The sequence below is a fragment of the Pseudomonas sp. ADAK18 genome (assembly GCF_012935695.1).
Taxonomy (GTDB): Bacteria; Pseudomonadota; Gammaproteobacteria; order Pseudomonadales; family Pseudomonadaceae; genus Aquipseudomonas.
In genome coordinates this window covers 281,827-307,408 of sequence record NZ_CP052859.1, presented here as the reverse complement: position 1 = coordinate 307,408, position 25,582 = coordinate 281,827, and the positions used below count along the sequence as shown (strand labels likewise).

The 25,582-nt window shown below is 59.9% G+C and carries 27 protein-coding genes; 12 read left to right on the top strand and 15 right to left on the bottom strand.

Annotated elements, in window-relative coordinates; all coding sequences use genetic code 11:
• Positions 1 to 80: 80 nt before the first annotated feature.
• The gene (locus HKK55_RS01385; protein ID WP_169353022.1) at positions 81 to 398 is read left to right on the top strand and encodes a DUF3509 domain-containing protein; all 318 of its coding nucleotides are present in this window, start codon (positions 81 to 83) and stop codon (positions 396 to 398) included.
• Here HKK55_RS01385 and HKK55_RS01380 read toward each other — a convergent pair.
• On the bottom strand, positions 395 to 883 hold the full coding sequence (locus tag HKK55_RS01380; protein WP_169353021.1) for a phosphate-starvation-inducible protein PsiE: 489 nt from the start codon (positions 881 to 883) through the stop codon (positions 395 to 397). The genes HKK55_RS01385 and HKK55_RS01380 overlap by 4 nt on opposite strands.
• A gap of 269 nt (positions 884 to 1,152) precedes the next feature.
• Positions 1,153 to 1,488: a DUF6124 family protein gene (locus tag HKK55_RS01375; RefSeq protein WP_169353020.1), complete on the bottom strand. Its 336-nt coding sequence runs from the start codon at positions 1,486 to 1,488 to the stop codon at positions 1,153 to 1,155.
• Between the two features lie 431 nt (positions 1,489 to 1,919).
• On the opposite strand from HKK55_RS01375, the gene HKK55_RS01370 reads away from it, so the two are divergent.
• On the top strand, positions 1,920 to 2,180 hold the full coding sequence (locus HKK55_RS01370) for a YebG family protein (protein ID WP_010564043.1): 261 nt from the start codon (positions 1,920 to 1,922) through the stop codon (positions 2,178 to 2,180).
• A 54-nt stretch (positions 2,181 to 2,234) separates the two neighbouring features.
• Here HKK55_RS01370 and HKK55_RS01365 read toward each other — a convergent pair whose 3' ends face one another.
• The gene (locus HKK55_RS01365) at positions 2,235 to 3,254 is read right to left on the bottom strand and encodes a Glu/Leu/Phe/Val dehydrogenase (protein WP_169353019.1); all 1,020 of its coding nucleotides are present in this window, start codon (positions 3,252 to 3,254) and stop codon (positions 2,235 to 2,237) included.
• A gap of 187 nt (positions 3,255 to 3,441) precedes the next feature.
• Between HKK55_RS01365 and HKK55_RS01360 the strand changes: the two genes are divergently transcribed.
• Positions 3,442 to 4,245, top strand: coding sequence for a SirB1 family protein (locus HKK55_RS01360; protein WP_169353018.1), 804 nt, complete (start codon positions 3,442 to 3,444; stop codon positions 4,243 to 4,245).
• Between the two features lie 9 nt (positions 4,246 to 4,254).
• Here the strand turns inward: HKK55_RS01360 and HKK55_RS01355 are convergent, their stop codons facing one another.
• The 4 genes from HKK55_RS01355 to hmgA form a co-directional block, all read right to left on the bottom strand.
• Positions 4,255 to 5,625 (bottom strand): aromatic acid/H+ symport family MFS transporter, encoded by a 1,371-nt coding sequence (locus HKK55_RS01355; RefSeq protein WP_169353017.1) that lies wholly within the window; start codon positions 5,623 to 5,625, stop codon positions 4,255 to 4,257.
• 227 nt (positions 5,626 to 5,852) lie between these two features.
• Complete coding sequence (maiA, locus tag HKK55_RS01350) at positions 5,853 to 6,488, bottom strand: maleylacetoacetate isomerase (RefSeq protein ID WP_169353016.1); 636 nt, start codon at positions 6,486 to 6,488, stop codon at positions 5,853 to 5,855.
• Positions 6,489 to 6,500: 12 nt separating this feature from the next.
• Complete coding sequence (gene fahA, locus HKK55_RS01345; RefSeq protein WP_169353015.1) at positions 6,501 to 7,799, bottom strand: fumarylacetoacetase; 1,299 nt, start codon at positions 7,797 to 7,799, stop codon at positions 6,501 to 6,503.
• Positions 7,800 to 7,802: 3 nt separating this feature from the next.
• Complete coding sequence (gene hmgA / locus HKK55_RS01340; RefSeq protein WP_169353014.1) at positions 7,803 to 9,086, bottom strand: homogentisate 1,2-dioxygenase; 1,284 nt, start codon at positions 9,084 to 9,086, stop codon at positions 7,803 to 7,805.
• Between the two features lie 118 nt (positions 9,087 to 9,204).
• Between hmgA and HKK55_RS01335 the strand changes: the two genes are divergently transcribed.
• Positions 9,205 to 9,993 carry an IclR family transcriptional regulator gene (locus HKK55_RS01335; RefSeq protein ID WP_169353013.1) on the top strand — a complete coding sequence of 263 codons (789 nt, stop codon included), beginning with the start codon at positions 9,205 to 9,207 and terminating at the stop codon, positions 9,991 to 9,993.
• 130 nt (positions 9,994 to 10,123) lie between these two features.
• Here HKK55_RS01335 and HKK55_RS01330 read toward each other — a convergent pair whose 3' ends face one another.
• From HKK55_RS01330 to HKK55_RS01300, 7 genes are all read right to left on the bottom strand, one after another.
• Positions 10,124 to 12,640 (bottom strand): LuxR C-terminal-related transcriptional regulator, encoded by a 2,517-nt coding sequence (locus HKK55_RS01330; protein WP_169353012.1) that lies wholly within the window; start codon positions 12,638 to 12,640, stop codon positions 10,124 to 10,126.
• 273 nt (positions 12,641 to 12,913) lie between these two features.
• A complete protein-coding gene (locus HKK55_RS01325) occupies positions 12,914 to 14,272 on the bottom strand; it encodes a DUF1329 domain-containing protein (protein WP_169357760.1) in 1,359 nt (452 codons plus the stop codon).
• A 44-nt stretch (positions 14,273 to 14,316) separates the two neighbouring features.
• Entirely contained in the window at positions 14,317 to 16,107 is a 1,791-nt protein-coding gene (locus HKK55_RS01320) for a DUF1302 domain-containing protein (RefSeq protein ID WP_169353011.1), read from the bottom strand.
• A gap of 545 nt (positions 16,108 to 16,652) precedes the next feature.
• Positions 16,653 to 17,564, bottom strand: a complete 912-nt coding sequence (locus tag HKK55_RS01315) for an SDR family oxidoreductase (protein ID WP_169353010.1) — start codon at positions 17,562 to 17,564, stop codon at positions 16,653 to 16,655.
• Between the two features lie 114 nt (positions 17,565 to 17,678).
• Positions 17,679 to 18,581 carry an alpha/beta fold hydrolase gene (locus tag HKK55_RS01310; RefSeq protein ID WP_169353009.1) on the bottom strand — a complete coding sequence of 301 codons (903 nt, stop codon included), beginning with the start codon at positions 18,579 to 18,581 and terminating at the stop codon, positions 17,679 to 17,681.
• Positions 18,581 to 19,363: a class II aldolase/adducin family protein gene (locus tag HKK55_RS01305; RefSeq protein ID WP_169353008.1), complete on the bottom strand. Its 783-nt coding sequence runs from the start codon at positions 19,361 to 19,363 to the stop codon at positions 18,581 to 18,583. The genes HKK55_RS01310 and HKK55_RS01305 overlap by 1 nt, the downstream gene beginning before the upstream one ends.
• 231 nt (positions 19,364 to 19,594) lie before the next feature.
• A complete protein-coding gene (locus HKK55_RS01300; RefSeq protein WP_169353007.1) occupies positions 19,595 to 20,050 on the bottom strand; it encodes a flavodoxin in 456 nt (151 codons plus the stop codon).
• Positions 20,051 to 20,158: 108 nt separating this feature from the next.
• Here HKK55_RS01300 and HKK55_RS01295 point away from each other — a divergent pair, with 108 nt between their 5' ends.
• A complete protein-coding gene (locus HKK55_RS01295) occupies positions 20,159 to 20,626 on the top strand; it encodes a PAS domain-containing protein (protein ID WP_169353006.1) in 468 nt (155 codons plus the stop codon).
• 59 nt (positions 20,627 to 20,685) lie between these two features.
• Positions 20,686 to 21,291: a hypothetical protein gene (locus HKK55_RS01290; RefSeq protein ID WP_169353005.1), complete on the top strand. Its 606-nt coding sequence runs from the start codon at positions 20,686 to 20,688 to the stop codon at positions 21,289 to 21,291.
• Between the two features lie 2 nt (positions 21,292 to 21,293).
• Here HKK55_RS01290 and HKK55_RS01285 read toward each other — a convergent pair whose 3' ends face one another.
• Positions 21,294 to 22,253 (bottom strand): MerR family transcriptional regulator, encoded by a 960-nt coding sequence (locus tag HKK55_RS01285; RefSeq protein WP_169353004.1) that lies wholly within the window; start codon positions 22,251 to 22,253, stop codon positions 21,294 to 21,296.
• 214 nt (positions 22,254 to 22,467) lie between these two features.
• On the opposite strand from HKK55_RS01285, the gene HKK55_RS01280 reads away from it, so the two are divergent.
• From HKK55_RS01280 to HKK55_RS01255, 6 genes are all read left to right on the top strand, one after another.
• A complete protein-coding gene (locus HKK55_RS01280; RefSeq protein WP_169353003.1) occupies positions 22,468 to 23,028 on the top strand; it encodes an antibiotic biosynthesis monooxygenase in 561 nt (186 codons plus the stop codon).
• A gap of 69 nt (positions 23,029 to 23,097) precedes the next feature.
• Complete coding sequence (folM, locus tag HKK55_RS01275; protein WP_169353002.1) at positions 23,098 to 23,808, top strand: dihydromonapterin reductase; 711 nt, start codon at positions 23,098 to 23,100, stop codon at positions 23,806 to 23,808.
• Between the two features lie 20 nt (positions 23,809 to 23,828).
• Positions 23,829 to 24,389 carry a GTP cyclohydrolase I FolE gene (folE, locus tag HKK55_RS01270; protein WP_169353001.1) on the top strand — a complete coding sequence of 187 codons (561 nt, stop codon included), beginning with the start codon at positions 23,829 to 23,831 and terminating at the stop codon, positions 24,387 to 24,389.
• A 2-nt stretch (positions 24,390 to 24,391) separates the two neighbouring features.
• Positions 24,392 to 24,763, top strand: a complete 372-nt coding sequence (folX, locus tag HKK55_RS01265) for a dihydroneopterin triphosphate 2'-epimerase (RefSeq protein ID WP_003194073.1) — start codon at positions 24,392 to 24,394, stop codon at positions 24,761 to 24,763.
• 24 nt (positions 24,764 to 24,787) lie between these two features.
• On the top strand, positions 24,788 to 25,084 hold the full coding sequence (locus HKK55_RS01260) for a DUF1244 domain-containing protein (protein WP_169353000.1): 297 nt from the start codon (positions 24,788 to 24,790) through the stop codon (positions 25,082 to 25,084).
• Positions 25,077 to 25,418, top strand: coding sequence for a HopJ type III effector protein (locus HKK55_RS01255; RefSeq protein ID WP_169352999.1), 342 nt, complete (start codon positions 25,077 to 25,079; stop codon positions 25,416 to 25,418). Before HKK55_RS01260 ends, HKK55_RS01255 begins: the two co-directional genes overlap by 8 nt.
• Positions 25,419 to 25,582: the final 164 nt, after the last annotated feature.

The following is a 25,582-nucleotide window of genomic DNA, read 5'->3' as shown; positions in this document are numbered from 1 at the left end:
TGGCCGGTGGTCTGGAAACGCGAACTAATCCCGACACCGACCGTCAATGACTGCATGCTCTTATCAGGCGGTAGCGCACCATGGACAATCCTTTTCAGATCATCACCGACACCTTTAGCCCCCAATACCGGGTCAATTTGAGCATTCAACGCCTGGACGGCAGCATCATGCTGACCCTTTCCGACGATAACGGCGTAGTGGCCAAACGCATGATCAGCGCCGCACAACGCAACGACCCGCAACGCCTCAGGCGCCTGGTGCAAAGTGTGCAATTTGGCATCGCCATCGAACAGGGCCACAGCGCCATGGAAATCCTCGCGGTGATGACCGATGGCGATAGCCCTCCCCCTCTTCAACGGCCGCCCAACAGTGGAGCGCCATTAACCACCGGGTTTTAAAGCTCGCCCTTCTCCGTCTCCTGGCTCGCCTGGCCTTTGCGCCTCGGGCCTTCAACCTTCACCGACGGAAACTGCGAGGACGCATAACGCACCACCAAAATCGCGAAGGCCAACAGCAGAATCCCACCGCACAGGTAGATGATGCCGATGTCCGGCGGGTTGTGGTGCGAGACGTTGGAAATCAGCAGGCGGGTCAGCGCGGTGATCGCCACATAGATCAGGAACCGCACCGGCATGTGGTTGGTCTTGAAGTAAATCCCGACCATCGCCCCCAATTCCAGGTAGATGAACAGCAGCAAGATGTCATCGATCTTGATGTGCCCGTTTTCGAGCATCCCCAAAAACTCCATCACCGCCGCCCAGGCCGTCACCGCACCAATGGCGAACAGCGCCAGGTAGTGGAACGACTCGACGAACAGATTACCCAGGGACTCGGCCAGTTGATGCACGTTATGCCGCAGTTTTTCGGCCCAGTTGATTTTCACGATGATGCTTCCTTAGGTCAGCTCGACCGGATAATGCGGGTTGGACGTGACGGTTTCTCTGCATGCAGAAAAAAGGCCAGGGACAGAGAGTGAGAAGGTGGCCGGATGATATTAGGCACTTCTTGGCGCTCTGTAGCCGCTGCCGAGGTACGAGGCTGCGATGCGGGCCGCAGGACCGCCGACTGGGGGGGCGCTACATCGGAATGCCGCCCAACCCCATCACAGTCTCGTACCTCGGCAGCGGCTACAGGGTTTCGGTTGCATCACCCTCAAGCGGGTGTGGTTTGCTCCAACGCTCGATCGACCAGCAAGCCGCTCATTTCCACCAACTGATGGATCGCCAGCAACAGGCTTCGTTGCGAGCCCTCAAGTTCAAAAGCCAGACTGCTTGCCATTTCACGGGCACTGTTCAAGGTTTCGCTGGCATTGACCAGTAAAGTTTCCGTATCCGCTTGAGGCGTAACGCTGAAAAGCATCGTGGGGGATTCGGGTGCAGGTTGAGATGATTCAGCTCGTAGACAGTGATCAATGGCCCGATTGGCGGCAGCTTGGAGCCGACCATCATTGTGCGAATTGTCAGGGGGATTGGGGGAGTGCTTTTTCATGGCATAGATCCTTTCGTAATGGGACCATCACCATCTGCCGCCAAGCAGATTGGGTGACGGATTGCACAAGGTTGGCGGACCGGCACGAAAGGAACCCGGCACCCCGAAGGGTCCTTGCGCAACCCGCCATAACACAGGAGTGCAGACGTAAAAAAACGCCTGCAATCTTGTTTGGCGACACTGTTGCGCCTTTCGTGTATCGGGCCGCCAAGCCCGTTTGCTGCATGTGCAGCGAACGGCGAAGGTAAGCCACCGGACGAAACCGGCGCAACCCCGGCAAGTTGTCAGAAATTTCTCCTGCTGCAAACCCCCATTTACCGACTACATTAAAAAGCTGCTACCCAAAACCCGTGGATTGGCTTATCCTTTTTGCTGTATATAAATACAGTAGTCGCAAAAGACAACTATCGTGAAGGCATGTGAGGTGGTGAATGGCCGTCGAAGTGGTATACCGCAGCAGCCGAGATCTGGAGCGTTTGTTCATGGATAAAGCCGAAGCTGACCGTCATGACAAGATGCTTGAACTCGCTGAGTTGCTGGCAGAAGTGTTACAAAAAGCCGTGCCTTCCCTGAGCGAGCAGCAGGTGGAGGAAGCCGGGATCTACATGGCGAAGAATCGCGATGTGTTTGCCAAGGCGTTCAAGAGTCAGCCGGACGCGCTGTCCGAGTTGCTGAACCCACCGGCGGAATAAAGCCCGAATTGAACAGGCCCTGAATCATTGGTTCAGGGCCTTTTTAATACCTGTTTATCGGTACAACAGCCGCTCGGCCAGCTCATCCGCCACCCTCGCAGGCGAGCGTTTTTCAGCCTGGGCATGGGCGAAGATTTCCGTCAGGCGCGTGCCAATGTTTGATAAGTGCGCCGTGATGGTCGCCAGCTCCGCGCCGCTGTGTTTGAGGGCAACGTAGATCAGCCCGCCCGAGTTGATGACGTAGTCTGGGGCGTAAAGGATGCCGCGCCCTTCCAACTGGTCGGCCACTTGCAGGTTGGTCAACTGGGCACTGGCGGAACCGGCCACGGCAGCACAGCGCAACTGGGCGACACTGTGGCGGTTGAGCACGGCGCCCAGGCCGCAGGGCGCGAGAATGTCGCACGGGGTACTGAGCAAGGCTTCATTGGCAATCGGGTGAGCGCCCAGTTGCTCCATGGCCAATTGCACTTTGCCGTGGTCGATATCACTCACCAGCAATTCAGCCCCCGCCGCATGCAGCTGCTCGGCCAGGGCGTAGCCGACGTTGCCCAAGCCCTGGATCGCCACGCGCAGGCCTTCCAGGTTATCGCTGCCCAGACGAGCCATGGCGGTGGTGCGGATGCCGGCGAATACGCCCATGGCGGCATGGGGCGAAGGATCGCCAGCGGCCGTGGTGCTGGTGACAAAGCGGGTTTGCTGGGCGATGCAGTCCATGTCGGCGACCGAAGTGCCGCTGTCGATGGCGGTGATGTAGCGGCCGTCGAGTTGCTCGATGCAGCGGCCAAAGGCTTCGAACAGGGCCGCGCGGCTTTCAACGTGGGCCGGGCGGACGATCACGGCGTTACCGCCGCCGACCTGTAAACCGGCCATGGCAGCCTTGTAGCTCATGCCCTGGGCCAGGCGCGCAGCATCCGCGACGGCGCTTTCGTCGTCCGGATAGGCCAAGTAGCGACAACCTCCCAGGGCGGGGCCCAAGCGGCTGCTGTGGATGGCAATGACCGCCTTCAACCCCGTCACCGGGTCGATACTCAGGTGCAGCGATTCAAGGCGTGAGCTGTGCATGAGCGCAAACATCGTCGGGCTCCCGAATCACTTCTTGTAATGGCCAAGTATAGGCCTGCGGTAAAAGCTTGCCGAAGTACGCAGGAATAAGCCCGCCGGTTTTACAGGCTTTGCGACATAACCAAGTGGGGCGTTTCTTATAAGGCACTGGACGAAAGTGCTCTGCAAGGCTAAAACGAACCATCCGCCGGAGACCGTAATGAATCCCCGCCAAGCCTTTTTCGCCTGTCTGGAACGTTCACCCCCCGCGCTGTTTGAAGCCGCGCTGTGGATGGCTGCCGAGCACGACCCCGCCGTCGAGCCCCTGGTCATCCTGCACGACTTCAAATGGCTGGCGCAGCGGATCAACCTCGGCATGCCCACCTTGGCGCCCGATGAACTGGGCCAACCGCTGCTGCGGCGCATGAATGACTTAGGCTTCGCCCAGGACGACTACACCCCGTTACGCCCCGCCGCCGCCCTGCTGGACAAGGTGTTGCAACGCAAGCGTGGGCAACCGCTGGCCCTGGGACTGATCGCCCTGGAACTGGCACGACGGCTGGACATCCCCATGGTCGGGGTCAACTTTCCGGGGCACTTCTTGCTCCGCGTACCCGGTACTGATCATCTGCTGGACCCCTGCGGCGGTCGGCGCCTGTACCCCAACGATTGCCGCGAGCTGCTGCAACGCCAGTACGGGCCGAACCTCAAGCTGCAGGCCGATCACCTGCACACCGCCGAGCCTCGGGAGATCCTGCAACGGTTGTCACGCAATCTGCGCCAGTTGCACCTGTCCAACGACGATCACCTCGCCGCCCTGGTGGACGCCGAACGCGTGTTGGAACTGGGCAATGCCAGCGCGGCCGACTACCTGGCCCGCGCCAGCCTGTACCAGCGCCTGGACTGCCCGAATGCCGAGCGCTTTGATCTGGAGCACGCCCTGATGCTCAGCGAAGACCCTATCCAGCGGCTGCGCCTGACCGAGCGGCTGGGGCATCTGCCGCCCAATTCAGTGGTGCATTGAAGCCACCGCTCACAACTTTGTCGGCACTTTGAGGATATCGCTGTACATCGGCTCCTTCGGTGCATCGCTACCCGGCGAACGCACTTGAATGATCAACAACGCCGCAATCACCGCCGGAATCGCGCAGAAAAAGAAAATCTGCTGCACCGGAATATGCATCGCCAACAGCATGCTGCCGAACAACGGCCCCAGGATCGAACCGAATCGCCCCACGCCCAACGCCCAACCCGTGCCGGTGGCACGTACGTGGGCCGGGTAGAAATTGCTGGCGAACGCATTGAGGGTCAGTTGGCCGCCGATGATGCAGAAACCTGCCGCGAACACACTGGCCACCAGATAACGCGGATTGTCGTGATTGAGCCCCAGCAAGATCGTGCACACCGCCGCAGCAGCCAACACGCCAGACAGCAGCCGCACTTTGCTTTTCAGTCGGTCGGCAAACCAGGCCATGCCGATAGCGCCCAAGGTCCCGGCAAACAGGAACATCGAGGTCACCAGGTTAGCTTCGTTCATGCCCAGGCCACTTTCCAGCAGCAGCGACGGCAGCCAACTGATCATGAAATACAGCAGGATCAGGCTGACAAAAAAGGTCGCCCAGATCAGCAGCGTCGGACGGGCGTAACCATGGCGAAACAGCTCTACTACGGTCAGCTTGCTGCCCTGCTCCTGACGGTTTTCTGCCTCGCTCGCTGCAGGTGGCTGCCAGCCGGGTAGCATGCGTGCGGTGACTTTTTGCAGGCGCGCATACGGTGGTGCGTCACGCAGTAAGCGCGGCAGTGACTCCGGTAGTAACCAGGCCAGGAACGGGAACAGCAGCAACGGTGTGATACCACCCGCCAGGAACACCGCTTGCCAGCCGAAGCTGTCGATAAACCCCGCCGCGACAAACCCGCCGGCTGCACCACCGAACGAAAAGCCACACGCCGCCAACGTCACCATCAAGGTACGCAGGCGCGGCGGTGAGTATTCAGACATCAGGGCCATGGCGCTGGGCATCGCGCCGCCCATGCCGATGCCGCAGATGAAGCGTGCGGCCATCAAGGTATTCAGGGAGTTAGCAAAGACCATCAGCACCGTGAGGCTGGCGTAGATCAGCACACAACACAGCAGAATGCGCCGCACACCGAAGCGATCCGCCAGCGGTGTCACCGCCAGGGAGCCAAGGGTCAGCCCCAACAAGTTGGCGCTGAACACCGGGCCGAACGCGGCTTTTTCCAGGCCCCAGTCCCTGGCCAACGCAGGCACTACGTAACCCAGGACCTGAGCATCGTAGCCGTCGGTGACCAGCAGCAACGCCAGCAACAGGAGAATCAACCACTGGTAGCGCGACACCGGACGGGTGTCGAGTGCCGCGCGAAAGCTGGCAATCTGATTGTGCATCGCAAGGTACCTGTGTTGTTTTTTAGGTGTCCGCCTTCATGCGAGGCGGTTTTTGACTAGGTAAATACATAATTACGATGTAGCCGCTGCCGAGGCACGAGGCTGCGATGGGTTTGGTGCGGCATTCCGACGTAGCGGCCCTCAAGGGCGGTCCTGCGGCCCGCATCGCAGCCTCGTCCCTCGGCAGCGGCTACACCGATCTCGGGCAAGCCAGCTTCCACATTGATTTATGGGGTGTCCGGTTGATTGGCTGGATGCGCCTGGATAAACGCCGGATGCTTCGCCGCCAGCTCAGCCACACGCCGAATGCGTGGGTAGGCATCCAACGGCACCTTGAAGCGCTCTGCCGCATACAACTGCGGAATCAGAAACGCATCTGCCATCCCCGGCTGCTCACCAAAGCAGTAACCCTCGTCACCAACCAGTTGCTCCACCGCCGCCAACCCCTGGCTGATCCAATGACCAATCCACTCCAGCACCTGCGCTTCGTCGTGCCCCCACTGCTTGAGCAGGTTCTGGGTGCTGGAGTTGTGCAGCGGATGAATATCGCAACCGATGATCGACGCCACCGCCCGCTCATGAGCCCGGGTTGCCAGGTCTTTGGAGAGCAACGGCACCTGTGGATAACGTTCTTCCAGGTACTCGATGATCGCCGGCGACTGAATCAACAGCTCTCCATCATCGGTGCGCAAGGCGGGCACGCGGCCTTGCGGGTTGATGGCCAGGTACTCGGGCTGGCGATTGGCACCGCCCTTGGGCACCAGCAGATTGACCGGCACCGCCGTAAAATCCAGGCCCTTGAGCGCAAGTGCGATTCGCACCCGGTACGACGAAGTGGAGCGGTAGTAGGTATAGAGTTCCATGGCCCTGCCCTCTCAGCGCGCCGCGATCACAGTGCCTCGGCATTCGCCGAAGCCGATGGAAGCAAACCCCTCACGAGTACAACGGGCCCGCAGGATAATTTCGTCGCCGTCTTCGAGGAATTTACGGACTTCACCGGATGCCAGTTCAATCGGCTTTTTACCGCCTTCGGTGATTTCCAGCAGGCTGCCGAACTGGCCCGCTTCAGGCCCCGACAACGTGCCCGAACCAAACAGATCGCCGGCCTGCAATTGGCAGCCGTTGACGCTGTGGTGCGCGACCATCTGCGCCACGGTCCAGTACATATGCCGGGTGTTGCTCAGGGTCAGGCGATGGGCCGGCAGGTTCTGCTCGCGCATCGAGACGGTGGTCAGCAGTACTTCCAACTCAATATCGAAAGCGCCGCCTTTCTGGTCACGCGTGTCCAACAGGTACGGCAGCGGTTGCGGGTCGCCTTCAGGGCGTGCCGGTTGTGCCTTGCGAAATGGCTCCAGCGCTTCGGCGGTTACTACCCATGGCGAGATGCTGGTGATAAAGCTTTTCGAGAGGAACGGCCCCAGCGGCTGGTATTCCCAAGCCTGGATATCCCGCGCCGACCAATCGTTGAGCAGGCAGAAGCCGGCGATGTGGTCCGCCGCGTCACCAATGGCAATCGAGTCGCCCATGGCGTTGCCCTGACCGATCCAGATCCCCAGTTCCAGTTCGTAATCCAGGCGAGCGCACGGGCCGAAGGTAGGTTCGGTCTGGCCCGCAGGCAGTGTCTGGCCCTTGGGTCGGCGCACCTCGGTGCCCGAAGGACGAATCGTCGACGCACGGCCGTGATAACCGATGGGCACGTATTTGTAGTTGGGCAGTAACGGGTTGTCGGGGCGGAACAGTTTGCCGACGTTTTGTGCGTGTTCGATGCCGACGTAGAAGTCGGTGTAATCGTTGATCTTCGCCGGCAGGTGCATCTGGCAATCGGCGGCCAACGGCAGCACTTTCGCCCCCAGCGCTTCGAGCTTGCCACGCAGGCTGCTGTCTTCAGCCAGCAGTTCCAACAGGCGTTCACGCAGGGCCACCCGAGGGCCACGGCCGAGTTCAAAGAAGGCGTTCAATTGACCGCCAGCGGTGGCTTCCACGGCACGACGAGCCTCGCCGTCAAAGAAATCCAACGCCGCGTGCAGGTCGAAAATATGTTCACCAATGGCCACGCCACTGCGCGGCGCCGAACCGTTAACACTGAACACACCCAGCGGCAGGTTTTGCAGCGGGAAGTCACGGTGACCGTTGGCGGAGGCCACCCAACTGCGGGTGATGGTGGACTGAGTCATAGGTTATCTCCGATTCGGGTTGAAGGTTGCGGGCAGCGAGGCCCAGCAAGCGTCGTAATTGTTTTGCAGCTGCGTGCATTCCAGGGCAAACCGGGTGGGACGCAGCACCTGGCTGGTCTCGAACATGAAGGCCATGGTGTTATCGATCTTGTGGGGCGCCAGGTCCGCAGCGATGGCCTTGGTGCAGCTCTCGCCGTCCGGACCATGGGCGCTCATGCAACTGTGCAAGGACGCGCCGCCCGGCAGGAAGCCTTCGGCCTTGGCATCGTAGGCACCCTGGATCAGGCCCATGTACTCGTTCATCAGGTTGCGGTGGAACCACGGTGGCCGGAAGGTATTCTCGGCGACCATCCAGCGGGGCGGGAAGATCACGAAGTCGAGGTTGGCCAGGCCGTGCACACTGGTGGGTGAGGTCAATACGGTAAAGATCGACGGATCCGGATGATCGAAACTCACGGTGCCAATGGTATTGAAACGGCGCAGGTCATATTTGTACGGCACGTTATTGCCGTGCCAGGCCACCACGTTCAGTGGCGAGTGATCCAGCTCGCAGCCCCACAGTTCGCCGAGGAATTTCTGCGTCAGAGTCGTGGGTTGCTTGAGGTCTTCGTAATGGGCCACGGGGGTGAGGAAGTCCCGTGCATTGGCCAGGCCGTTGCTGCCAATGGGGCCAAGATCCGGCAGACGCAGCGACGCGCCGTGGTTTTCCGCAACATAGCCACGGGCTTGGGCATCCAGCAGCTCGACACGGAATTTCAGGCCGCGCGGCAACACAACGATTTCCAGCGGCTCGACTTCCAGCACGCCCAGTTCGGTGGCGATGCGCAGGCGACCTTGCTCGGGAACGATCAGCAGCTCACCGTCGGCATTGAAGAACACCCGGTCCATGGAGCGATTGGCGCGGTAGTTATAGATGCTGATGCCGGCGGGTTTTTCCGCCCCGGCGTTGGCAACCATGCCCACCAGGCCGTCGATAAAATCGGCCGGCTCGCTCGGGATATCCAGCGGGTTCCAGCGCAGACGGTTGGGGGTCACGGCGCCCAACGGGCCACCGGCCAACTGCCGTTCAAGCTTGACGAACGCCGGGTGGTTGGCCGACGGCTGGATGCGGTACAGCCAGGTACGCCGCGCTTCGCTGCGCGCCATGGTGAAGGCCGTACCGGAGAACAGTTCGGTGTACAGCCCGTAGGGCGCTTTTTGCGGGGAGTTCTGGCCGACGGGCAGCGCGCCTGGCAAGGCTTCGCTGGCGAATTCATTGCCAAAGCCAGATTGATAATTGAGGGTCATGGATCTTCCTCTGCGTAGAAGTTATTTTTATCGTAATCCAATTACGCATAACGTAATTTGATTGGTATTGACCGTCAAGCTATAAAGACCGCCATTCGTCTTGGGATACACGCCTTCCATGGAAAAGCCGCCCGCTACCCGCGACACCGGTAAACAGAAAGTCCGCTCGGCCGAGGTCGGCACCGACATCCTCAAAGCCCTGGCCGAACTGTCGCCGGCCACGTCGTTATCGCGTCTGGCTGAGCATGTGCAGATGCCGGCGAGCAAGGTCCACCGCTACTTGCAGGCGCTGATCGCCAGTGGCTTCGCCGAGCAGAACACCGCCACCAACCATTACGGCCTGGGCCGCGAAGCCTTGCGTGTGGGTTTGGCCGCACTGGGCAGTATGGACGTGCTGAAAGTCGCGGCCCTGCCCCTGGCAGAGCTGCGGGACGAGTTGAACGAGACCTGCTTTCTCGCGGTGTGGGGCAATCAGGGCGCCACCGTGGTGCACATCGAACCGGCCGTGCGGGCCGTGACGGTGGTGACGCAACTGGGCTCGGTGCTGCCGCTGTTGAGTTCGTCCACAGGGCTGGTGTTCAGCGCCTTTCTGCCCTCGCGGGAAACGGTCGAGTTGCGTGAGCGGGAGATTCAGGCGGGTATCGCCCATGCCCTGGTGGATGACCAGGCATATGCCGACACCTGTGAACAGATTCGCCAGCGTGGGCTGCATTTTGTCCATGGCCTGCTGATGCCGGGGGTGGACGCGCTGTCGGCGCCGGTGTTCAACGCGATGGGGCAAGTGGCGGCGGTGTTGACGGTGGTGGGGCCGACGTCGTTGTTTCATGCCGATGAGGATGGGCCGGCGGCCAAGCGATTGCTCGCGGCGAGCCAGGCGGTGAGTTGGCGGATGGGGTATCAGCCCTGATTGAGTAAAAATGTGGGGGCGGGCTTGCTCGCGAAGGCGGTGGGTCAGTCAAAGTATCTAGTGGCTGATACACCGCCTTCGCGAGCAAGCCCGCTCCCACATTGGCCTGCGTTGATTTCGAGATTGGCGTTCAGGCCATCAACCCCAACATCTTGGCCTTCGCCACCGCCTGAGTCCGCCGCTCTACCCCCAACTTGCTATGTATCCGCCGCGCATGGGTTTTCACCGTGTGCAGCGAGATAAACAGTTGGTCGGCGATCTCCAGGTTGGAGTTACCCAAGGCAATCAACTGCAGCACCTCCAGCTCCCGCTGACTAAGGGGATTGTCCCCGACACAGGCCTGATACTCCCGAGGTTCCAGCCCCAATTCACTCAACAACCCCGGCTGACGCAGACGCAACTCGCGAATCGCCTGCTGCACCTGACAACGGCCCGCCAGTTCCAGACCGGCTTGCAATGAGCGCAAGGCCAACGGCCGATCGGCCATTTGCCAGGCCACCTCCCCCAACACCAGATGCAATTCAGCCTCAAGGCACAGCATGCCCCGTTGCCGGGCACTCTCAAGCAAGGCGTTAAGCCGCGCGATGGGCGCATCAAAACGGCTTAACTTCACCTCGGCCAACACCTGCAAATACTCAAGACGTGGAATCAATTCCAGCGTGGCCGGCGGCGCCTGTTTCGCATTCGGCCCACGGTAGTGACGCAACACGCGAGTCACCGCCTCCAGGGTCAACTCGGCACGCCCTTGCTGTAGCCAGAAATGCCCACTGAGCAACAACAGCACGGCCCGGTACACGGTGTCCGGCACGTGCCGCTGTTGCATCAGGCGTTCGGCGTCCCGCAGCTGGATAAACGCCTGGGCATAATCACCCTTGTTCGCCGCCAACAACGCCAACCCGAGAAAACCGTACAACACACGCTTGTCCTGGCTATGCAGACAAATGTCCAACCCTGTCTCGAAGCATTCGGCGGCCACGGCATCGTGGCCTTGGCGCAAGGCCAGACGCCCACGTCGCAGAGCAATTCGTCCCACCAATGGCCCAGCCTTGAGTCGCTGCCTGGCTAGCATCGCCTGGACATTTTCCAGCAGGCTCTGGGCTCGATAAGGCGCACCACGCTGCTCCAGCAACTGGGCGTGATCAAGCTCCAGTAGCGCCTCCAGCAACAATGAACCATGAGACCTGGCCAGGCACAGCGCTTCTCGGTTCAGACCTTGGGCCACGTCCAGTTCCCCCCGCAACAAGGCCTGTTGGGTCAGCCCGGACAAGCACATCAAGCGCGATGTCCAAGCACCGTCCGGCAGATACGCCAGGGCTTCGAGAAAGTGCTCGCGGGCGCGCAACGCCTCGCCCCCCAGATGCAATAGCCAGCCCCACTGTGCCTGCCAACGGGCCAACAACTGACGCTGCAATTGCGCGGTCGGCTGCGGTGTGAACCGCGCCAACTGGTCGATGCATTGCGCGGCCTGATCGAAGCGCCCGGCAAACAACAACGCCGCCGTCACCAGCCCCACCAACTGCGCCGAGCCCAGCATCAGTTCATCGCCATGCTGTTCATGCAAACGCAACAACAGCACCGCGTTTTGCTGGCGGAACAGGTCTTCAAAACTGAAATGACGCAGCAGGCTGACGGCGACTTCGTACTCCTCGGCCAACAGCGCTTGCTCGAACGCCACCTGCCAATCCTCGGCCACGGTGAACCATTGGCACGCTCGCCGATGCCAGGAGCGCTTGGCCGGCCAGGGTTCGTCCTGCAGTAATTTCGCCAAGGGTGGGAAGACTTGCGACCAGTCGGGAGAATCCTCCCAAGGTTCAATAAAGGCACCCAGCGCCTGCAAGTCCCGCAGGTAGTCGGCACCATCACCAAAACCGAACAGGTGCTCACACAAACCGGGATTGAAACGCGGCAAGTGCGCCAACACGCGCCAGGCTTCGGCCAGCTCAGGTGTCAGCGTGCTGAACAGCTCATGCTGCAGGTAATCGAGCAGCGTTTTATCCGGATGCCCATCCACTTCAAGCAGGGCGATGCGCACGCCAGCACACCAACCAGCACTGAAGTGCACCACCTTGTCGGCGGTTTGCCCGGCGTAGGGACAGCGGGTGGTCAATTGTTGGATTTCGGCCTGATCAAAGGCCATTTCCGCGCCACTGCATTCCCACAACTCATCATCGAGCAGCAACCGGGGCCAGTTGCACATCGGCCGTCGCCGTGCGCCCAACCACCAGCTCAACGCCGGGCTGCTGGCGACCAGCAAGCGGTCGAGCAAGGCATCCAGCTCCAGGGTCGGAACCCGGCAATAGTCATCGAGGAAGACCCAGGCCGTGCCCTGCCAGCGACTGAGATCCATCGACAATGTCGCTTCATCGACAAACACCAAACCGAGGCTTTGCGCCAGGCGCTGGCAGAAATCGAGGGCGCCGAGGGCAGCACCGTTCAAGGGCAGCCAATACACCTGGCACGTGGTGGGCGCCTGTAACGCGCACTCGGCAAGCAAGGCGCTCTTGCCACTGCCGGCCGGTGCACAGAGCAACTTCACCCGAGCCTGCGCCATGAGCAAAGGCTCGGCCAGACGCGGGCGCAATAAATGGTGGGAAGACAAACGGGGCATGAATCCAGGACGATCCAGACAACGGGTCATGGCGGTCATTACTGCGTCCCTGTTTTTTATTATTAGGCTGCGTGCCTCCTACCCTAGTCCTGTGGTTGGCGGTTGTTGAGGAGTATTCAGCAGGCTGATTGCCGGGCATAAAAAATGCCGGGCGCCCGAAGGGTCCCGGCATGGGACCTGAATGTGGAACGCGGTCAAATGTGGGAGCGGGCTTGCTCGCGAAGGCGGAGTGTCAGCCAAATATGCACCAACTGACTCACCGCTTTCGCGAGCAAGCCCGCTCCCACATTTTGATCGTATTTCAAACGAAGATCAGCGTACGCCCGAGGCCCTCAACGCCGCCGGCGTATAGTCCGCCGCCTTGGCCGCAAAGCCGAACTCGAAGCTGTGTTTCTCCTCGTTCTTCATCCCCAGTGCTATATAGCGGCCGGCGATGATGTCGTACAGGGTTTCGACGGTGTAGGCCGGCACCTGGTGGTCGTAATAGAATTGGGCATGACCTTCAGCCACGCGCCACAGTTGGCCACGGCCGTCATAGTGATCCACCAGCGCCACTTGCCAGCTGTCTTCGTCGATGTACATGTGGCGCTTGGCGTAGATGTGCCGCTCGCTCGGCTTGACCGTGCCGATCACTTCCCAGACCCGGTGCAGTTCGTAACGGGTCAGGTCCTGGTTGATATGCCCGGCCTTGATGATGTCGTCGTACTTGAGGGTCGGCGAGTCGAGCTTGTAGCTGTTGTAGGGAATGTACATTTCCTTCTTGCCCACCAGCTTCCAGTCGTAGCGGTCCGGGGCACCGGAGAACATGTCGAAGTTGTCGGTGGTGCGCAAACCATCGGCAGCCGTACCAGGTCCGTCATAGGACACTTGCGGCGCACGGCGAACACGGCGTTGGCCGGCGTTGTAGATCCAGGCCAGGCGCGGCTCTTTGACCTGATCGAGGGTTTCATACACCAGCAGTACGTTGCCCGCCAGACGCGCCGGAGCGGTCACTGACTGCTTGAAGAAACTCAATACATTGGAGCCTTTGGCCGGGTCCAGGTCCGGCATCAATTGCGGCACGGCCACTTCTTCTTCGAAGCGGATCGAGGTGTAGCTGCCGTTGGTCTGCGGCGTGGCCTGGGTGATGATGCGCCGCAGGTTGCCGCCGTGGTAACGGGTGATGTGGTTCCACAGCACCTCGACGCCGTTCTTCGGAATCGGGAATGCGTAGTAGCGGTTACCGGTGAAGTTTTCCAGGCCGTTGCCGTCGTTGATGGCCTTGACGTTCAACGCACTGCGCTTGATCGACTCGTAGACCTCTGGCGGTAGATTGACCGTGCGGTGGGTCGGGTAGACCGGGATTTTGTAGGTCTCGGGATAGCGCTTGAACATCGCTACCTGACCGTCAGACAACTTGTCCTTGTACTTGTCGACGGTGGCGGCGGTGATCACGAACAGCGGTTTTTCATTGGCGAACGGGTCGGCCAGGAAGCCCTTGCTGTCCACCGCGCCAGCGTTTTTCGGAATGCCACCGGTCCAGGCCGGGATCGAACCGTCGGCGTTGCCGGCTTTCTCGGCCCCCACCGGCGTCAGGGTGGTGCCGAGTTTGGCCGCTTCTTCCGGCGACACCGCCGCCATCACGTTGGCCGCCAACAGGCTCAGGGCCAATACGCCGCACTGCAAAATCATGTTGCGCTGCTTGTTCATAAAAAGATGTCCTTCTTTAAGCCAAATCAGAAGTTCACGCCGAAGCTGAGGGCGAGGAAGTCACGGTCGGTCAGGGTGTTGTAGTCGCCACCAAAAAAGTCGGTGTAGCTCAGGCTGGCGGTGTAGGTGTTGCGATAGTCGGCGTCGACGCCAACGCTGATAGCCTTGGCGCCCTGGTTGAACAGGCCGTTGGGGCCATAACCGCTGACGTCATGGGACCAGGACAGGTTGGGTTTGAGGTTGATCCCGGCGAACACGTTGTTGTAGTCGAGGATCGCCCGGGCGCGATAACCCCAGGAGTTGGCCGTGACGAAACCGTCGGTGTCGCCGCCAAAACCGTACTGCCCGTAGACCGAATCGCGGCCGTAACGCAGCTTGGATTTCGCCTCCAGCCCACCGACATGGACGTAGGCCGCTTCACCCACCAGGGTCAGGCGTTCGGCGCCCAGCACCTGGTCAAAAAACTGGGTCATGGTGCTTTGGATCTGGGTGATTTCCTTGCGCCGGTAACCGCTGTTATCTGCCCCAAATGAACTGGCAATCGGTGAAGCGGCGTTACCGGCAATCGGGTTGACCAGGGACAACGTCAGGTCGGTGGTGTTGAGTTGCACCGGCGCGTTGGGGCGGTAGCTGATCTCGCCGGTCCAAGCGGTGCCCGTAGGTAAGGTCGTGGAGAAGCTGGCGCCGAACAGGCGAATATTTTCCGGGTAATCGAGGTAATACTGACCGCGGCCGAGCATCGTGCTTTGCGCCAAGCCTGCGCCGGTGCCGGGGGCAATGGAGTTGGCGGTATTGATGATGCGTTGGATCGTCGCCAAGTTGGTATTGGCGGTGATCGTGCCCACGTTCGGCGTGCGACTGTGGTAGTTCATGAAGTACAGGCCGTACTCGGTGTCATCGCCCAGCCAGCGCAAGGCCGCACCGAACTGGCCGCCATCGCGGGCTTCACGGTCCTTGGCACGCTGCACTACCACACCTTCCGGAGTGACCTGGAAGCCCTGGCCAAACGCTGCCGCCACGGGTTGCAACGGCGCAATCGCCGGGCTGCCAACCGTATAGTTGCTGTTGCAGCCGTGGGCCACCACATCGTTGCCGAAGAAGGTGCCGCAGTTATCCACCACGGTGTTTTGCCAGTTCAACTGATAGAAGCCTTCGACGCTCAGCTGGTTGGTCAGGCTCTGGGAGGCAAACACCATATTGACCGGAATCAGGCCTTCCTTGATTTCGGCGCCCGGTCGGCGAAAGGCGGAAACGTCGATAGGGTTGATGCTGTTGATGGAGTTGCCGATGAAGGTGCTTTCACCCCAACTGACCACTTGCTTGCCGACGCGCACGTTGCCGGGCAAGTCGCCGATGGAATAGTTGTGGTAGATGAACGCGTCCAGCAACTGGTAGCCGGAAGAACGCGCGCCTTCGTCGCGATGGTTATTGCTGATCTGTTTGAACTCACGGTCTTCATCCTGCAGTTCAAAGTCGTACCAATACTTGCCCCGTACGAACACGCCGCTGTCGCCGTACTTGAGCTCCAGGTCGTGGATGCCCTTGAAGATCTTGGAGAAGGTCTCGCCCTTCTTGAAATTCAGGCGCCCGTCATCGCCGGTGGAGGCCTGGCCCGTGCCGCCATTGGGAATGCCCACCAGCTTTTTGTCGGCATCGCGCATGCCCCAACTGGCACCCACCGAGAGAGAGGAATCGAATTGCCCTTCGATTTCCCCGATGTTGAACGAAACAGCCTGCGCCTGGGCGCAGCAACCCAAAGCAACCGCAGCGGCCAGCGCCTGTGGCCTGAAGATGGCGCGCATTGTTGTTTTTGTCATGCGTCTTCCCCGGTGGTGTGACAGAAGGCCCCACCCTACTGCCCCGCATCAGGAGCGATAAGCGCACCAAGGAGGTATTCGTACTGTCGCTCGAAAGGATGAGAGGAGGCGCCGGATGGGGTTTTGGCGAGGGTATCGACGGGGTGGATGGCGGGTTATCAGGAGGATGGATGCAGTAAAGTAGAAGTACGGCCAATCCCGTGGCGAGCGGGCTTGCCACATAAGAGCGCGGCCAACTGTTGCTACTTTGGTAACAGTCCTTGTCTCGAATCGGTGTTTTTCATTCTGTGACAAGCGACTATTCTTACCTGGCTTTCACGGCAAACGAACGCTTCCCAGTGTGCGCCCGCCAGGCAACAGAAAGCCGAATTCAAACGGATTGACCATTACTTTCAGTCTGTTACCAGTGTTCACTGACGTTGATTTATCGCTCCTTGATCCAACGTCTTACTTCGGCCGCTGCTTTTGCAGCGGCCTTTTTTATGCCTGAAATAAAACGGGGCGCTCTACGCGCCCCGCTTTATTAAACAATGTTCATGCAACGATCAGAGGGCGTACTTCTGCAGGTTCGCCATCATTTCCTTCAAGGCTTCAATATTGTCCTTAGGGTGAGCGGCGCCTTCAAAGTCGCAGATTTGCTGCCAGTGCGCGGCCACATCGTCCGGCGAGAAGCCAGCTTCAGGGTCAAACCCCACACCCAGGCTGCGCTCCCAACGGGTCTTGCCGATCCAGCCACCGCCGACTTCAAACAGGCCGGAGGTTTCCTGGCAGGCCTCGCTGCCCAGGTACACCACCAACGGGCTGACCAGTTCCGGCTTCAGGCGCTCGAACACTTGTGGCGGGATCAGGCCTTCGGTCATGCGCGTGCCACCGGTAGGCGCAATGGCGTTGACCAGAATGTTGTTCTTGCGCCCTTCCAATGCCAGGGTGCGGGTCAAGCCATACAGGCCGAGCTTGGCCATGCCGTAGTTGGACTGGCCGAAGTTGCCGTAAATCCCGGAGGTTGAAGCGGTAAAAATGACGCGTCCATAACCTTGCTCCCGCAGGTGCGGCCAGGCGGCGCGGGTGACTTTGTAGGCGCCTTCGACATGCACCCGGTAAACCAGGTCCCAGTCACCATCGTCCATTTTGTGGAAGGTCTTGTCCCGCAGGATCCCGGCGTTGTTCACCACCACGTCGATGCGGCCGAACACGTCGAGGGCGTTCTGTACGATCTTGTCGCCATCGGTGACCGAATCATGATTGGCCTCGGCAATGCCACCGGCCTCACGGATCTCGGCCACCACTCGGTCTGCCGCCGATGCATTGGCACCTTCGCCCTGGGCCGAGCCACCCAAGTCGTTCACCAACACCTTGGCGCCGTGCTTGGCGAACAGCAGCGCGTGAGCCCGGCCCAATCCACCGCCAGCACCGGTGACGATCACGACCTTATCCTTGAACTGCACAGACTCACTCATACGAAACTCCAGGGGCGATAGGGGGGGAATAGGTTGAGTGTCCGGCACCGGGCTTGTGGTCACAATAAACACGGTTAGGGCTGAATGGTGCGCGATAAGGTGCGGGGATGATCGTCAGGAACACGCCACGTGCGGCGCCGTCAACGCGATGCGCTCGCGAAACGCCAGGTAATGCTTGAGCACCTGCACCGGCGCTTCGATCTGCGGGTAATGGCCGATGTTGGCCAGCAACACCGTATCGGCGTTCGGCACCAGTTCGCGGTAGCGCGCGACCATGTGCCCACCGGAAATCGGGTCAACTTCGCCGTCAATCACCCGCAACGGCACATCACCGCGCTGCATCGCCGCCACCCAACGCTCCCGTTGCCGGCGCCGTTGAGGGATATAGCCGATCAGTTTGTGCAGGATCCGTGGGCCATCATGTGCATTGATCAGGCTCCAGAAATCGTCCAGGGCGCTTTCACTGGGCCGGGTGTCAGGGCCGAAGATCTGCTTGAAGCTGCTGGCCAAGGCATTGCGCCCAAAGGTGCGACCGATCATCCAGCCCAGGGGGCTGAGCAACAGTTTTTGCACCAACGCTGGGCGATGAGTCTCGGGGAACAGCCCACCATTGAGAAACACACAGCTCGACATCTTGAAGCGGCCTTCGTAGTGCCGGGCAAGCAGTTCCTGGGCGACGCTGTCACCGTAATCATGGGCCAACACATGCACCGGCCGCTGTACGCGCAGGTACTCCAGCAAGGCCTGTTGCAGGTCGGCCTGTTCCAGCAGGCAATAGCCATGATCCAGTGGCTTGGCCGAATCGCCAAAGCCCAGCATGTCGCAGGCAATCACCGTGTTGCGCTGGGCCAGGGGCTGCCATAGGTAGTGCCAGTCCCAACTGGCGGTAGGAAAACCGTGGATCAACAGCAACGGTTCGCCCTGCCCTGCCACCCAGTAACGAATAGTCCGGCCCCGAAACACAAAGCTCTGGCCGCGTTTGCGCCAGGCGCTGAGGGGAATCTCGGCCAGACGCATCAGGATTTGTATCCTGGGTCCTGCTTGTCCAGCTTGCGCAACAGCGCCGGCCAGGCCAACGCACCGCCCATGCCTTGGGCGCTTTTGGTGACCCCGGCGATCATGGCCTTGGCTCCCGCCAGAATTTGCGGCTCGATGGCGATCAACTCGGCGCCGCCGTTTTGCGCCAGCACCTGAATGTCACAGGCACGCTGGAAGGTGAACATCATCAGGAAGGTATCGGCGATGGTGCCGCCGCAGGTCAGCAGGCCGTGGTTACGCAGCATGAGGAAGTTGTTCTCCCCCAGGTCAGCCTGCAACCGGGCTTTTTCTTCGTGGTTCAGTGCCACACCTTCGTAGGCGTGATAGGCCAGGCTGGACAACACGAATATCGACTGCTGGCTGATGGGCAACACACCCTGCTTCTGCGCCGAGACAGCAACGCCGGCTGCGGTGTGGGTGTGCAAGACACACACCACGTCGTGCCGCACTTCATGCACTGCGCTGTGGATGGTGTAGCCCGCCGGATTGATCTCGTAGGAACTGTCCATCAGCTTGTTGCCAGCCTGATCGACTTTGACCAGGCTCGACGCGGTGATCTCATGGAACATCAACCCGAACGGGTTGATCAGGAAATCTTCGGTGCCCGGCACTTTGGCTGAGATGTGGGTGAAAATCAGATCGTCCCAGCCATGCATGGCGACCAAGCGGTAGCAGGCGGCCAGGTCGACGCGGGTCTGCCATTCGGCGGCACTGACCTGGTCTTTTACACTCTGTGTCGATTGAACGGGGGCTAGGCTCACGGCAATGACCTCGACGGTGTGGTTTTCTTATTATTGGGGGATGAAGGGCCAGTCTAGTCAGACCTGAGGGTTGGCGTAGTTGCATTGCCAGCCAGCTTGATGACCGAGCGGGTCACTCCTCAGCATAGTTTCAATTTGCTTAAAGCGTTTCAGAGAAGCAGCGCCAATAAAGGCGCTGGCACATGTCGAAAGCCGCCCAGGCCTGGCTGGCGCTGCCACGCGAGTACCCGGTCAACCGCGCAGTGCAGTAACCAACTCGGCCAGCCAAGGCTCGGCGTCGGTTTCCGGGGTGACGCTTTCGCTGGCGTCGAGGCGCAGCATCGGCAGCACTTCCTGTACACCCAGCTCGGCAAACAATTCACGCATTTGTTCGCCGCCGCCGCAGAAAGTGTCACCGTAGCTGGAGTCACCCAGGCCAATCACCGCACCCGGCAAGCCACGCCAGGCGGCGGGTAATTGATCGCGGATCATCGAATACAACGGTTGCAGATTGTCCGGCAACTCGCCCATGCCGGTGGTGGAAGTCACGGCCAGAAAGGCATCCGGGGCGAAGGCCTGCACGTCCGCCAAGGTGGCACGGGCGTTATGCCAGGCTTCAAAACCCGCTTTATTAAGGATACTTGCAGCATGCCGGGCGACTTCTTCGGCCGTGCCGTACACCGAGCCGGAAAGGATGGCGACTTTCATCAATCTGATCCTGTAGCTGACTAAAAGCCTGGGATATTAGCAGTTGCGCAGACTTTTTCAGCGAATGTCCTAGACTGCACACTCCCAAAACAAGCCATGGACAGCTTTATGATCAACGCCAAGTTGATGCAAATGGTGATCAACGCCTCCAACGACGGGATCGTCGTCGCCGAGCGCGAAGGCAAGGACAAACCGCTGATCTACGTGAACCCGGCCTTTGAACGCCTGACCGGCTACACCCTTGATGAGATCCTTTATCAGGACTGCCGCTTCCTGCAATCAGGCGACCGTGACCAGCCCGCACTGACGGCGATTCGCGATGCGCTGGACAGTGGTGGTGCCTGCCGGGAAATTCTGCGTAATTACCGCAAAGACGGCACACACTTCTGGAATGAGCTGTCGTTATCAACGGTTTACAACAATGCCGATAAACAGACGTACTTCGTCGGTGTGCAGAAAGACGTCACGGTTCAGGTGAAGGCCCAGCAGCGCGTAGCGCAATTGGAAGCGCAATTGGCCGAGGCCCTGGCTGAACTGGCCGCGCTAAAGGCGACGAGCGGATCTAACAAAACTTAGAAAATGCGGTCTTTTAAAGGTGATAATTGCTTTTTGCCACCTTTCCTTGAGCCAGATCAATGCAACGCGACGCGCTTTTGACGCAGGACGAGCTGGATTTTATTCAGACCATGCACCATAACCCGCAACTCAACGTGCGGGATGCGTCGTCGAGCCTGACGGTCAATGGCGGTGCGCAGATTCGCGATCTGCTCACCCGGCTGGCCGCCCATGAGCACGTCACTATCCAGGCCCAATTCGACAACCAGCAAATGACCTTTCCGCTGCAACTGGTGGAAGACGAGTTTCATGCGGTGCATTTGCGCCTGGGTGTACCGAGCATTTTCGAAGACGGGCCGATGATCCGTCCGTGGCGCCTGGCACTCGAGGAGCCAGTAGCCCTGGAGAACATCAAGGGCCAGCCAGGTTCGTTATGGGTCCGTGAAGTATCATTCAAGGGGTTGCTGCTGGAAATTCGCGGCCGGGCCAAGGCACCGAAAACCTTTTCCCTGTGGTTCAGCCCTTCCGGTTACGAGCGCATCGCCGTGCGCGGCACCCTGGAGCGCGAAAACGCCCAAGGGCTGTTTGCCTACCGCCTGAACCAGGGGGATGCGGATGAAATCGAGCGCCTGCGCCAGTTCATCCTGCAGCAGCACCGCCTTGCACATCCTGAAGTTCACGCCTGATCTCAGGTATCCAGGGTACCGCTGAGAAACCGCCATAGTCGTTGCTGCATCAACCTTGCGTCATTACCCAGGCAGCCAATGGACGAGCCCGCCAGGGCCTCCTGCGCCAAGTCCGAAGCATCACCTGCCAACAACAGCGGGCATTCGAGAGTCATCGCCAGCCGGTTCAGGCGTCGGGACAAGTCATGGGTAGGTGAATGATTGGAGAACACCACCAGCGCACGAGGACGGGTCTTTTCACAAACCAGCGTCAACTCGTCGAAGGGCTGGCCCATGCCCAGGACCTGCGCCGTCAGTTCTTCACTGCCCAGCAATACACCGGCCACTAGCAATTCCAGACTCCGACACTCCCCAGGCATGGCCGCCAGTAAAACCCTTGGCGCCGCCGAGGCAGCCGCCAGTTGCAGGCGCTGTATTGCCCGGCTACTCAGGAAGGCGTCGAAGAACAGCCACTCACTGGCTTGGCCAAATTGGCCTTGATGGCGCGACAGTTGATGCCAGAGAGGCATCAGAATGTCCTGAAACACTACCGTTATCGGATAAGCCGCGAAAATCTGGCCATACAGGCGACACAATTGCCTGTCGTCAAAGGCACTGATGGCCTGCCACAGTTGGCTTTGCCACTCACCCCACTCGTGGCTACCAGACTCTTGCGCCACGACCCGCACCGCCGCCGCTTGCTGATCATCACGCGCCAGGATCTTCCCCACCTTGCTTACCGCTACGCCGCGCTCGATCCAGTCGAGAACGCGATGAACGGTATCAACATCGGCTTTCGAGTACAGGCGATGCCCACTTTCGGTGCGTGTCGGCTGGATCAGGCCATATCGCCGCTCCCAGGCACGCAAGGTGACCGGGTTGACGCCTGTCAATCTCGAGACTTCGCGAATTGGCAAAAACTCTTCAGAATCAACTGTGCCAGTGAGCGAAAATCCATCCAGTAAAGCAGTAAGCGTGGCCATCAGCAGACAACACATCCATGTGATGTTTGGATCCTATTTAACGCTTTTACACCTACGTTTTTCAAGGTCGCTACTAACCGACCAACGTCGCTGGTGTATTTCGTCAATTCAGGAATAATCCTTGCTTGTTTTTTAGTGCAGCCGCCCTACCCCGCGGTTGTGCTTGGTACACCACCTATCCGGTAACGTGTGCCCATACATCTGGAGATACACAATGTCTACCTCACCCGTCACCTTGATGGTCGCGCGTCGTGTGGCTAAAGGTCGTTATGAAGACCTGATTGCCTGGCTGCGCGAAGGCGAACAGTTGGCCACTGACTTTCCGGGCTACCTGGGCTCTGGCGTACTGGCTCCGCCACCGGGCGATGATGAGTTCCAGATCATTTTCCGTTTCGCCGATGAACAGACCCTGCACGCTTGGGAGTTCTCGGCGTCCCGCGGTGCATGGCTGGGACGCGGCAGCGATTTGTTTGCCGACCCATCGGAACATCGAGTTCGCGGGATCGACGGCTGGTTTGGCGCCGTGGGCCAGCGCCCACCCCGCTGGAAACAAGCGGTCGCCATCTGGCTGGCGTTTTTCCCGGTATCGCTGTTGTTCAATGTCGGGCTTGAGCCTCTGCTCAGCGAATTAGGCCTGTTCAACCGCGTGCTGGTCAGCACTTTGGCGCTGACGCCGTTGATGGTGTATTTCTTCATTCCGCTGTCGACCCATTTGTTGGCGAACTGGCTGCACCCCGCACCGGTTCGGGTCAAAGCCACTGAAGCTGCGGCGTAACCTACGCACAACAGGTAAGGTGGGCCGGTCGCTGGTATAGTTTTCACCTACCCGCGATTCGAGCCCGTCATGACGCCTACTCCTGCCCCGATCCTGATCACCGGCGCCAGCCAGCGCGTCGGCCTGCATTGCGCGTTGCGCCTGCTGGACGAAGGGCAGCCGGTCATCTTCAGCTACCGCAGCGAACGTCCCGGCGTGAAGACCCTGCGCGAGCGCGGTGCGATTGCCTTATTCGCCGATTTTTCCAGCGAGGCGGGCATCCTCACCTTCATCGATGAACTCAAAGCACATACCACCCGCCTGCGGGCAATCATCCACAATGCCTCGGCCTGGGAAACAGAAACACCCGGCGAGGAAAGCCGCGCCTTCACCGACATGTTCAGCGTGCATATGCTTGCGCCGTACCTGATCAACCTGCATTGTGCGGACTTGCTGCAACGCTCTCGACCTGCCGATATTGTGCACATCAGCGATGACGTCACCCGTAAGGGCAGCCGCCAACACATCGCCTATTGCGCCACCAAGGCCGGCCTCGACAGCCTGACCTTGTCCTTTGCCGCTCAACTGGCACCCGATATCAAGGTCAACGGCATCTCCCCGGCCATGGTGATGTTCAATGAAGGCGACGATGCGGCGTATCGTGCCAAAGTACTGGCCAAATCGGCGCTGGGCATCGAGCCAGGGCCCGAGGTGATTTACCAGAGCGTGCGTTACCTGCTGGACAACCCTTATGTCACCGGTACCACCCTGACCGTCAACGGCGGGCGGCATATCAAGTAAGCCGTTTGCGAGGATGTTGTATGACTTTGTCCCTGCCCCACCACTACCGCGAGATTCTCAAGGGCCTGGGTGAAGACCCGGAGCGCGAAGGCTTGCTCGACACCCCCAAGCGCGCGGCCAAGGCCATGCAGTATCTGTGTCATGGCTACAGCCAGAGCGTGGAGGAGATCGTCAATGGTGCACTGTTCGCCTCCGACAATGACGAGATGGTGATCGTCGCCGACATCGAGCTGTATTCCCTGTGCGAACATCACCTGTTGCCTTTTATCGGCAAGGCGCACGTCGCCTATATGCCAACGGGCAAGGTGCTGGGCCTATCGAAGATTGCGCGCATTGTCGACATGTTTGCCCGTCGCCTGCAGATCCAGGAAAACCTCACGCGGGAAATCGCCGATGCCATCCAGGGTGTCACCCAAGCTGCCGGCGTGGCGGTTGTGATTGAAGCCAAACATATGTGCATGATGATGCGCGGTGTCGAAAAACAGAATTCAACCATGAACACCTCGGTGATGCTCGGCGCTTTCCGCGAGTCGAACACCACGCGCATGGAGTTCCTGCAACTGATTGGACGGAGCAAGTAGCAATGCCACAACTTCAACCAGGCATGGCGCGCATCCGGGTCAAGGACCTGTGCTTGCGCACTTTTATCGGGATCAACGAGGACGAAATCCTCAACAAGCAGGATGTGTTGATCAACCTGACCATCCTCTACGCCGCCCAGGAAGCGGTGCGCGACAACGACATCGACCATGCGTTGAACTACCGCACCATCACCAAGGCCATCATCGCCCACGTGGAAGGCAACCGTTTTGCCCTGCTGGAGCGCCTGACCCAGGAACTGCTGGACCTGGTGATGAGCAACGAATCGGTGTTGTACGCCGAAGTCGAAGTCGACAAACCCCACGCGCTACGTTTTGCCGAGTCGGTGTCGATCACCCTCGCGGCGAGTCGCTAACCCCTTACATTCGCAGTGAGCACTATGAACGACCAACAACGCCTCGAACTCGAAGCTGCCGCCTTCCGCCGGTTGGTGGCGCACCTGGACAGCCGCAAGGATGTACAGAACATCGACCTGATGAACCTCGCCGGCTTCTGCCGCAACTGCCTGTCCAAGTGGTACAAGGCCGAGGCCGACGAGCGCCAGATCGAGGTCAGCCTCGATGACGCCCGTGAAGTGGTGTACGGCATGCCGTACGCCGAGTGGAAAGCCCGATACCAGCAAGAAGCCAACGCCGAACAACAAGCGGCGTTCGCCAAAGGAAAAACCCATGACTGACCTGAACACCCTGCGCGCCAGCCTCAACAGCGGCGAACACGCCTTTGCCGATACCCTGGCCTTTGTCGCCGCCGGTTACGACTACCAGCCACAGGCCTTCACCAACGGCGGCGTGGAAAACGCTGCCGGGCAGAATGAAGGTTCGTGCAAGACCCTGGGCCTGGCGTTGCTGGAAGGCTTGAGCGATCAGGAAGCGCTGTTGGCGTTTGGTGAGCATTACCGTTCGGTATTGGCCACGCCTGAGGGCAGTGATCACGGCAATATCCGTGCGTTGATCGAGCATGGGTTGGTGGGTGTTAAATTCAGTGCACAGCCTCTGACACGCAAATCCTGAGTCAGACATAGATCAAAATGTGGGGCTTGTGTGAGAGCCGGGCTTGCCCGCGATGCAGTCGCCTCGGTGTGTCAGCTACACCGCAGTGATGCTATCGCAGGCAAGCCAGCTCCCACACAAGCCCCCACATTTGAGCTGCGGTGCGGCATAAATCGCAGACATAA

Excerpts from the sequence above, each read along its gene's own strand:
- HKK55_RS01385 (WP_169353022.1), top strand. The coding sequence starts at position 81 with ATGGACAATCCTTTTCAGATCATCACCGACACCTTTAGCCCCCAATAC.
- HKK55_RS01375 (WP_169353020.1), bottom strand. The coding sequence starts at position 1,488 with ATGAAAAAGCACTCCCCCAATCCCCCTGACAATTCGCACAATGATGGT.
- HKK55_RS01370 (WP_010564043.1), top strand. The coding sequence starts at position 1,920 with ATGGCCGTCGAAGTGGTATACCGCAGCAGCCGAGATCTGGAGCGTTTG.
- HKK55_RS01365 (WP_169353019.1), bottom strand. The coding sequence starts at position 3,254 with ATGTTTGCGCTCATGCACAGCTCACGCCTTGAATCGCTGCACCTGAGT.
- HKK55_RS01360 (WP_169353018.1), top strand. The coding sequence starts at position 3,442 with ATGAATCCCCGCCAAGCCTTTTTCGCCTGTCTGGAACGTTCACCCCCC.
- HKK55_RS01355 (WP_169353017.1), bottom strand. The coding sequence starts at position 5,625 with ATGCACAATCAGATTGCCAGCTTTCGCGCGGCACTCGACACCCGTCCG.
- maiA (WP_169353016.1), bottom strand. The coding sequence starts at position 6,488 with ATGGAACTCTATACCTACTACCGCTCCACTTCGTCGTACCGGGTGCGA.
- fahA (WP_169353015.1), bottom strand. The coding sequence starts at position 7,799 with ATGACTCAGTCCACCATCACCCGCAGTTGGGTGGCCTCCGCCAACGGT.
- hmgA (WP_169353014.1), bottom strand. The coding sequence starts at position 9,086 with ATGACCCTCAATTATCAATCTGGCTTTGGCAATGAATTCGCCAGCGAA.
- HKK55_RS01335 (WP_169353013.1), top strand. The coding sequence starts at position 9,205 with ATGGAAAAGCCGCCCGCTACCCGCGACACCGGTAAACAGAAAGTCCGC.
- HKK55_RS01330 (WP_169353012.1), bottom strand. The coding sequence starts at position 12,640 with ATGACCGCCATGACCCGTTGTCTGGATCGTCCTGGATTCATGCCCCGT.
- HKK55_RS01325 (WP_169357760.1), bottom strand. The coding sequence starts at position 14,272 with ATGATTTTGCAGTGCGGCGTATTGGCCCTGAGCCTGTTGGCGGCCAAC.
- HKK55_RS01320 (WP_169353011.1), bottom strand. The coding sequence starts at position 16,107 with ATGACAAAAACAACAATGCGCGCCATCTTCAGGCCACAGGCGCTGGCC.
- HKK55_RS01315 (WP_169353010.1), bottom strand. The coding sequence starts at position 17,564 with ATGAGTGAGTCTGTGCAGTTCAAGGATAAGGTCGTGATCGTCACCGGT.
- HKK55_RS01310 (WP_169353009.1), bottom strand. The coding sequence starts at position 18,581 with ATGCGTCTGGCCGAGATTCCCCTCAGCGCCTGGCGCAAACGCGGCCAG.
- HKK55_RS01300 (WP_169353007.1), bottom strand. The coding sequence starts at position 20,050 with ATGAAAGTCGCCATCCTTTCCGGCTCGGTGTACGGCACGGCCGAAGAA.
- HKK55_RS01295 (WP_169353006.1), top strand. The coding sequence starts at position 20,159 with ATGATCAACGCCAAGTTGATGCAAATGGTGATCAACGCCTCCAACGAC.
- HKK55_RS01290 (WP_169353005.1), top strand. The coding sequence starts at position 20,686 with ATGCAACGCGACGCGCTTTTGACGCAGGACGAGCTGGATTTTATTCAG.
- HKK55_RS01285 (WP_169353004.1), bottom strand. The coding sequence starts at position 22,253 with ATGGCCACGCTTACTGCTTTACTGGATGGATTTTCGCTCACTGGCACA.
- HKK55_RS01280 (WP_169353003.1), top strand. The coding sequence starts at position 22,468 with ATGTCTACCTCACCCGTCACCTTGATGGTCGCGCGTCGTGTGGCTAAA.
- folM (WP_169353002.1), top strand. The coding sequence starts at position 23,098 with ATGACGCCTACTCCTGCCCCGATCCTGATCACCGGCGCCAGCCAGCGC.
- folE (WP_169353001.1), top strand. The coding sequence starts at position 23,829 with ATGACTTTGTCCCTGCCCCACCACTACCGCGAGATTCTCAAGGGCCTG.
- folX (WP_003194073.1), top strand. The coding sequence starts at position 24,392 with ATGCCACAACTTCAACCAGGCATGGCGCGCATCCGGGTCAAGGACCTG.
- HKK55_RS01260 (WP_169353000.1), top strand. The coding sequence starts at position 24,788 with ATGAACGACCAACAACGCCTCGAACTCGAAGCTGCCGCCTTCCGCCGG.
- HKK55_RS01255 (WP_169352999.1), top strand. The coding sequence starts at position 25,077 with ATGACTGACCTGAACACCCTGCGCGCCAGCCTCAACAGCGGCGAACAC.